Below are 7,607 nucleotides of genomic sequence, written 5' to 3'. Positions count from 1 at the left end.
TGCTATTGCCTTTTCGCGTAAAACGAGCGCTTCCAGGCTCCGAAACAACCGCACAAAGATGAGACTTGAATCCGGAGTCACTGAAATCCCCGGAAAGCTCTGCAAAATTGCTTGCTCCAGTATAGTCAAATTATTATATTAACTATTGTAAGTCAGAAAATCAAAATACCTATCAGTCGGTGACCTCGAGCCGGTCGGCCGGATGGCGCGGCTTCTGGTAGTGGTTGAGGACCCGATGAGTATCCGGTCGGTCGCCGATACGGTCGAAACATTCCTCCCGCTTCTTATCGATGCATTTGTCGAGGTCTATATCCGCGGCCCGCGGCGTGCCGGACTGTATGCGCTCCCCCGGTCTGCCGTGCGCGATGATGACAACGTCTATCTCTTCGGCCCCGACAGCACGCTCCGGATAATCGGTCCGAATATTGTCTGGCGCAGCGAAGATACGATGTATGTTGACAAAGGCCTCAATCCCGGCGATAAAGTAATAACTTCTTCTATTGCAACCCCGATCGACGGCATGGAGCTGCGCATTGCCGCTCGGAGCAACGATACCGCGCAATCACCGTCCCCCCAGCCGCGGAGCGGACAATGAACGACCGGGAAGCCCGCGCTGCCGGCGGTCCGCTGGCGTATATGGCCCGCAACAGTGTTGCAGCCAATCTCATCATGGCAATCATGATCGTTGGCGGATTGCTGGTATTCCCGACAATCAAGCAGGAGGTCTTTCCCGAGGTGACCCTCGATATGGTCATGATTACGGTCCCCTACCCCGGCGCGAGTCCTGAAGAAGTGGAACAGGGCATTATCCTTTCTGTCGAGGAAGCCGTGCGGGGTATCGATGGTGTTAAGGAGGTACGGGCGACCGCGTATGAAGGCCTGGCGCAGGTCACGGCAGAGCTCTATTCGGCCGCGCCCGAGGACCGAGCCCTGAACGATATACAGAGCGCAGTCGACAGGATTACTTCATTTCCCACCGATGCCGAAGAACCGACCGTCAGACTGCTCTCCCCGCGGCGGCAGGTGGTTTCGATCATTATCTACGGAGCTATTGCACCCGGTAAACTTCGTGCAATAGCCGAGAATTTCCGCGAAGAGCTGCTCAATGAAGAAAACATTACGCAGGTAGAAATTGACGGCATTCCTGCTCCGCAGATCAGCGTTGAAGTCCCCATGGAAAATCTCCGCCGCTACAATCTTACGCTGCAGGAGATTGCGGCAATAATCGCCAGTGCCTCGGTGGATATCCCCGGCGGTGCGATCGAGACGCCCACCGGTGAAATACTGCTTCGCACAACAGAGCGCCGCCGGACTGTCGAAGAATTCAAAAATATTGCAGTACTGGCCGGTGAAGACGGCAGCAGGATTACGGTCGGCGATATTGCCGATGTCTATGAAGACTATGAAATCCAGGACCTGGAAGCCTTTTACGATGGACAACGCGCCGTGCGGATCATTGTTTACCGGGTGGGTGCGGAAACGCCTGTCGAAGTTTCCAATGCCGTGCATGATTTTGTCGAGCAGGCCCGCAAAGAGGTACCCGAACAAGTGGGGCTGGCGGTCTGGGATGACAGTTCAGAGATATTCCAGGACCGGATTTCACTGCTCTTGAAGAATGGTCTTTATGGTCTGGTACTTGTACTCTTCATACTGGGGTTGTTCCTCAAAATCAACCATGCCCTCTGGGTGACTGTTGGTATGGGGGCCTCGTTCTGCGGCTCCTTTTTTTTCATGGGCATGCTGGGCGTGTCGATCAACATGATCTCGCTGTTTGCATTCATTTTAGTGCTGGGTATTGTTGTCGATGACGCCATTGTCGTGGGAGAATCGATTTTCAACCGTCGGCGGCAGGGAGAATCCCCCCTGGCATCATCTATTGACGGTGTAAGAGAAGTGGCGATACCGGTTGTCTTTTCGGTCCTCACGACGATTATTGCATTCGGACCGCTGCTGTTTATCCCCGGAGTCATGGGGAAGCTGTTCAGCAATATCCCCCTGATCGTAATCCCTATTCTTCTGCTCTCCCTGTTCGAATCCCTGTTTGTTCTTCCGGCCCATCTCGCCCACCACGAACGGAAATCCCCTTGGGGCATAATCGCCTGGCTGAACCGCCGTCAGGAGGGGGTATCGAAACGGCTGGAGCACTGGATAGAGCATTCCTATACGCCATGGCTGAAACGGCTTGTTGACAATAGAGCAATTACCCTTTCGCTGGCGCTTGCTATCCTCATTGTTGCCTTTGGCCTGGTTGCCGGGGGTATTATCAAGTTCATTTTTTTTCCTAAAATCGAAGGCGATACTGCCACTGCGACAATCGAACTTCCTTTTGGATCATCCCTGGAGCAGACGCGGTCGGTGATGGACCAGGTGGTCGCTGCTGCGCAGCGCGTGGAGCAGACCATCGAGAAAGCTGAGAATGAGCAGGTGGTAACCGGCATATTTGCCGAAGCCGGCGGCATGCAGGATGAAGGCGGTCCGGTGGGAGAGATCGGCGAAGGCGCCGCGCACCAGGGGTTCGTGACAATCCAACTGGTATCCGCAGGCGAGCGGAGCATTTCCTCTCGTCAATTCTCGCAGATGTGGCGACAGGAGACCGGCGCCATTCCGGGTGTGGAACGTCTGGCCTTTGATTTCAGTATCGGCCCCTCGGGCGGTGCAGCGCTGGCGGTCGAGTTGTCGCATTCCAATATCGACCGGCTTGAACAGGCGGCCGAACAACTGGCGCAGACCATGGGAGAGTATGCAGGGGTATTTGATATCGATGACGGGTTTCGTCGGGGAAAGCGGCAGATTGATTTCAGGCTGCGTCCCGGAGCACGGGCGCTGGGGATATCCGAAGCCGACCTGGCGCGGCAGTTGCGAAGCGCATGGTTTGGCGCAGAAGCGGTAAGGCAGCAGCGCGGCCGTGAAGAGCTCCGGGTCTATGTCCGGCTGCCGCGGGAACAGCGAATATCGGAATACTCGCTCGAACAGATGATCATTCAAACCCGGCAAGGTGGAGAAATCCCCCTGAATCAAGCAGCGTATATTGCGCCGGGCAGATCGTTTACGACAATCGAACGGAAAAACGGACGGCGGGTGGTAGCGGTAACTGCAGATGTCAACCCGGCAGTCACCAATGCACAGCAGGTATACGATAACCTCTCCAAATCGGCGCTCCCCCAGCTCAAACAGGAGTTCCCCGGCCTGAGCTGGGAACGGGCAGGGCAGCAGGAAGAGATGACCGAAGCGTTCGGCTCGCTGAGGACCGGCATGACTATCGCGCTGTTAATCATGTACGGGGTGATGGCCATGGTGTTTCAAAGCTATATCCAGCCGATCATTGTCATGGCGGCAATTCCGTTCGGCGTGGTGGGCGCGTTCCTTGGCCACCTGATCATGGGCTATCAGCTCAGCCTGGTGAGCATGCTCGGGATCGTGGCCCTTGCCGGTGTGGTGGTCAACGATTCACTGGTGCTCATCACGGTAATCAACGATAACCGCCGTGAAGGCATGGGACCGTTCGAGGCCGTTCTCAGCGGCGGGCAACGACGGTTCCGTCCGGTCCTGCTTACCTCCCTGACAACGTTCTTCGGACTGGTCCCCATGATATTCGAAACCTCGCTGCAGGCAAAGTTCCTCATCCCCATGGCCCTGAGCCTCGGGTTCGGGGTGCTGTTTGTGACTATTATCGCGCTGGTAATTGTGCCGTCGGCGTATATGGCTCTGGAGGATGTCAGAAAGGCGGTGGTGAAAATTGCGAAAGGATAAGGGAATAGCATGGGTAAATATTAGAAATGCATCAGTAAAGGGGATTCCATCCCCTTTAAATCCCATTTGGAAAATGCTTATTCTATTCATGCCGGCAATGCCGGCATGCGTGGGCTGAGTGGTAAGCACTGGTCGATTTTTAACGGCAGTTGAGATATGGATTCCGGCTTTCTCCGGAATGACGAGGCCGACCCAACTGAGTAGTTCCATGTACATTTCAATAATTCCTGCAGCATGGAACCCCTTGCCTTTCAATACGTATTAGTTTATATTTATTGGTACGTACAGAAGGAGGTTTGTCATGCAAGCAAAACTCACATTAAAACTCGATCAAAACACAATTAATTCCGCTAAAGAATATGCTCAGCACACTCATCAATCACTGTCTTCTATCGTCGAAAACTTTTTTAAAACACTTACAAAAAAGCAAAGAAAAGATCCGGAAAATCCTGCTCCAATTGTGAGCAGCTTATCCGGAGCAATTAAAGGTCCTCGAAACAGGGATATTAAAAAGGAATATCTTCATTATCTTGAAAAGAAGTATAAGTGATTAAAAAAATCTATATCGATTCTGATATTATATTAGACCTTCTCCAAGTGCGGCACCCTTTTCATGATGATGCATTTTCTCTGTTTGCGCAAATAGAAAATGGTATAGTGAAAGGATTTGTATCCCCATTGGTTTTTTCAAATCTTTTTTATATCCTCCGAAAAGACGGCAACAATAAATCCGCTGTTGATTCATTGATTCGCCTGAAAATGCTGTTAAAAATCGTATCAATTGGAGAAAAAATTATTGAACTTGCCTTAACGTCGTCATTTAATGATTTTGAAGATGCTATCCAATATTTCACAGCGATTGAATGTAAAGCGGATTGTCTTATTACACGGAACAAAAAAGATTACAAGAATGCGGATATTCCTGTTCTCTTTCCCGACGAATGCCTTAAGCTTATTACTCAGTAGGTTTTGCTGCCGACACGTCAAAAAAGTAGTCTCATCTACATGTTTCACATGCCCGGCGATCCTGGAATTCATACACTGACAGCCTTCGAACAGGAGTTTTCCGTAGGAACAATATAAAGACAGCCTCTAATCATGGTTCATTACTATGCAATACTGTTATCGGTGGTTTGATACCACTGAAATCTTTGGTCATTGTCAAAATGCATTCCTCATTTTTTATCAGAGATATTTCTGAATATGATAATGAACAGGCATGAAGCTTATATGACAGCTCCTCAAATTCAATTTGCCTTGCAAGCAGACGTTCTATTGTGGAAATACAGGAATCCGGATTCATTAAATTGGAATCGGACTCTATTACCACTTTTTCTTTACACTCACTACAAACGGTATTTTTAACGCTGTCACAAAGAATGACCCCCAGCTTGCCGCAATATTCTTTGATTGTATCACAATTATTTAGAGCGAAATATTCATTAAGTTCAATTCTGTTGCCTGATTGATCAATTATGTATTTCGATATTTCAGGATCTGTCTCAATATAGACGACACAGATTTTGCCGCAATAGCTAATAGTATCCTGTTTTATCCATCCAACAGGATTGTTCAGTGTATCATAATAGTTTATATTTTTTAAAATTATTACTATGATTGCAGAATCGGTATTAGGGTCAGGTTCAACGCTCACGGTTTGATCGAAATAACCCTCAGCACATATTTTCAATTCAATTTGATTCAAATCAGATACAGACTTTTGCCTTTTCAATAATCCGGCAGTTTTTGCGTTTTCAACTGCAAAACTCTCTTTTTTGTTATTAATAATTGACCATGAAAGCCCCTTCATGGTCATATTATCATTCATTTTCAATATGACAATTTGATTGCCCAAAGAAGCATTTTTATGCATATCAATGTATTCACCTAATATATTGTAAACAGAAGGACTCGTTGAAAGGTAATTAATGTCCAATTCTTTTTCAGGATAATTTTTCTTTATTTGGTTTTGTTCATTATTCCACGTTAAAGCAAATAAACCCTGAGCATCTGATCCAACCTTTATATCTTTATCGACTACCGATACAAGCGCTTGTTTGACAGGTACGTTGAACTGGTCAACAATTTGCCCGATTACAGTTACTCCGAAGCACTGAGAGAAAAGTAATGCATTGATCAAAGCTTGGAAAACAAATTTCCTGTTACTCATAATGCACCTCCAATTTTCAGGTTATTGTGGCATATAAATTGGTAAAAGCCGTATGTTTGGTTGCGATTCACTAATACCAACATTTTGAATAATAGTGTCATTTCCGACACTAGTTTCAGATTTAATATTTAGATCATATTTTAAATCAGTAGTATTTTGCGAATAAAAGAAAGCTTATGCCATTATTTATATTTATTGAATGGATTCCCCTGCAGCAAAGAACCGCTTATTTATTTTGACCGCACAACCAAATCCCACTGAAACATTTCTAGATCGTGATATTGCCCAGCAATTCAATGACTATCATGACAAGACAATCATATACCTCAATTCGGTTATAAAGAAACAGCCGTTTTTTTCAAGATTGTTCCCTTCGTTATTACACAAGCTTGCAGCAAGAACTATTATCCGAAACCACTCAATTGGTAAGCGCGACACTATTCTTGCATACTGGGCGAACTATGTTCTCGATGTTGCATTCAATATTTCAAAAATTGCCCAGGCAAAACTGCAAGTTAGTTGCCATGCCAATGATGTCTTCTGTAGATCATATCTTGCTAAAATCGATCCTTTGTATATTGACCGCTATTATTTCTGCTGCAAAAAGACCATGGAGTGGGCTATCGAAAATTATGCTCTGAGGAAAGGAAAGGTCGAGTATGCAGCTCATAATTTGCCAAAGCTGCCCGAATGGGCAAAACCCGTAGTCAAGCATTTCAATATTGTCAATATTGCAAGAAACTCACCGAAGAAAAATCTAAAAGGTGTATTGTCATGTTTATGCTATTTAGAACCATATTTTTCCAATATGACATTCACGCAAATTGGTTTGCATGACTTGAAAGGCTTCATTTTGCCAGAAGGTAATTTTAGAATCGATGTCAAAGAATCAATGCCGTTCGAGGAAATCTGCGATAAAATGCTCAATTCGCACCTGATGATATATGGATCTTGCATTGCTAAGGACGGTGACAGAGATGGGTTACCGAACGTTCTCAGAGAGGCCGGAGCTATGGGGCTTCCGGTTGTATATGAGCGAGGATGGGCAAACGACGAGATAGAATATAAAGGACCGAGCCTTGCGGTCAATTGCTTGCGAAAGGAAAAAGAGAAGATTCTCGAATGGATTCTTCGTTTGTATCCCGAATTCGAGAAGAAATAACCAATTGGCGCACAAGTTCTATTTTTAAAAAAGCCTGAATTGCTTTCTTCTCGGAAAATTCTGACCTGATTCGAGGCAGCCGTTTTAAAATAGTCCTCCTGATCCGATTATAGCTTTGAGCTGCTTTTTGAACTGCCTCAGCGCATGAAACAATGCTCAATTCATTGAAGAGTATGCCTGCTTCATATTTCTTTACAATTTCTGCAGGACCACCAGAGTTGTGAACGATTACCGGGCATGCATTACCGATAGCTTCAACTATAACCCTCCCAAAAGGCTCATTTTCGGCTGTATGTAGAAGGCAATCGTAATTTTGATAATCTTCAGATAATATTCTTTTATTTTCTATTATGCGTATTCTCGCATTTTTCTCGGTTGCCATCGCTTGTTTGATTTCATTGGCATATTTATAATTCTCTTTTAAAGGATCGGATCCCCATATATCTAACGACATATCGATGCCGGGCATATTCAGATGTTTCATTGTTTCAATGGCGAGCATATGGTTCTTCCAATGTACAAGAT

Annotated in this window: 7 protein-coding genes; 5 read left to right on the top strand and 2 right to left on the bottom strand. The window is 46.4% G+C overall.

Annotated features, from left to right (window positions below):
* Nucleotides 1-202: 202 nt before the first annotated feature.
* The 4 genes from GF401_09545 to GF401_09530 all read left to right on the top strand — a co-directional run bounded on the left by GF401_09545 (nt 203) and on the right by GF401_09530 (nt 4,716).
* The gene (locus tag GF401_09545) at nt 203-595 is read left to right on the top strand and encodes a hypothetical protein (GenBank protein ID MBD3345292.1); all 393 of its coding nucleotides are present in this window, start codon (nt 203-205) and stop codon (nt 593-595) included.
* Nucleotides 592-3,750 carry an MMPL family transporter gene (locus GF401_09540; GenBank protein ID MBD3345291.1) on the top strand — a complete coding sequence of 1,053 codons (3,159 nt, stop codon included), beginning with the start codon at nt 592-594 and terminating at the stop codon, nt 3,748-3,750. Before GF401_09545 ends, GF401_09540 begins: the two co-directional genes overlap by 4 nt.
* A 301-nt stretch (nt 3,751-4,051) precedes the next feature.
* Nucleotides 4,052-4,300 carry a hypothetical protein gene (locus tag GF401_09535; protein MBD3345290.1) on the top strand — a complete coding sequence of 83 codons (249 nt, stop codon included), beginning with the start codon at nt 4,052-4,054 and terminating at the stop codon, nt 4,298-4,300.
* On the top strand, nt 4,297-4,716 hold the full coding sequence (locus GF401_09530) for a PIN domain-containing protein (GenBank protein MBD3345289.1): 420 nt from the start codon (nt 4,297-4,299) through the stop codon (nt 4,714-4,716). Before GF401_09535 ends, GF401_09530 begins: the two co-directional genes overlap by 4 nt.
* Nucleotides 4,717-4,846: 130 nt before the next feature.
* Here the strand turns inward: GF401_09530 and GF401_09525 are convergent, their stop codons facing one another.
* Entirely contained in the window at nt 4,847-5,920 is a 1,074-nt protein-coding gene (locus tag GF401_09525; protein MBD3345288.1) for a hypothetical protein, read from the bottom strand.
* A 199-nt stretch (nt 5,921-6,119) separates the two neighbouring features.
* Here GF401_09525 and GF401_09520 point away from each other — a divergent pair, with 199 nt between their 5' ends.
* The gene (locus tag GF401_09520) at nt 6,120-7,082 is read left to right on the top strand and encodes a hypothetical protein (GenBank protein MBD3345287.1); all 963 of its coding nucleotides are present in this window, start codon (nt 6,120-6,122) and stop codon (nt 7,080-7,082) included.
* Here GF401_09520 and GF401_09515 read toward each other — a convergent pair.
* Nucleotides 7,006-7,607, bottom strand: a 602-nt coding sequence (locus tag GF401_09515; protein MBD3345286.1) for a glycosyltransferase, incomplete at its 5' end; no start/stop codon positions are given. The genes GF401_09520 and GF401_09515 overlap by 77 nt on opposite strands.

The organism is Chitinivibrionales bacterium (assembly GCA_014728215.1).
In the GTDB taxonomy this organism is placed as follows: domain Bacteria; phylum Fibrobacterota; class Chitinivibrionia; order Chitinivibrionales; family WJKA01; genus WJKA01.
Note: the sequence above shows the minus strand (reverse complement) of the source record. Positions and strands in the feature narration are given on the sequence as shown.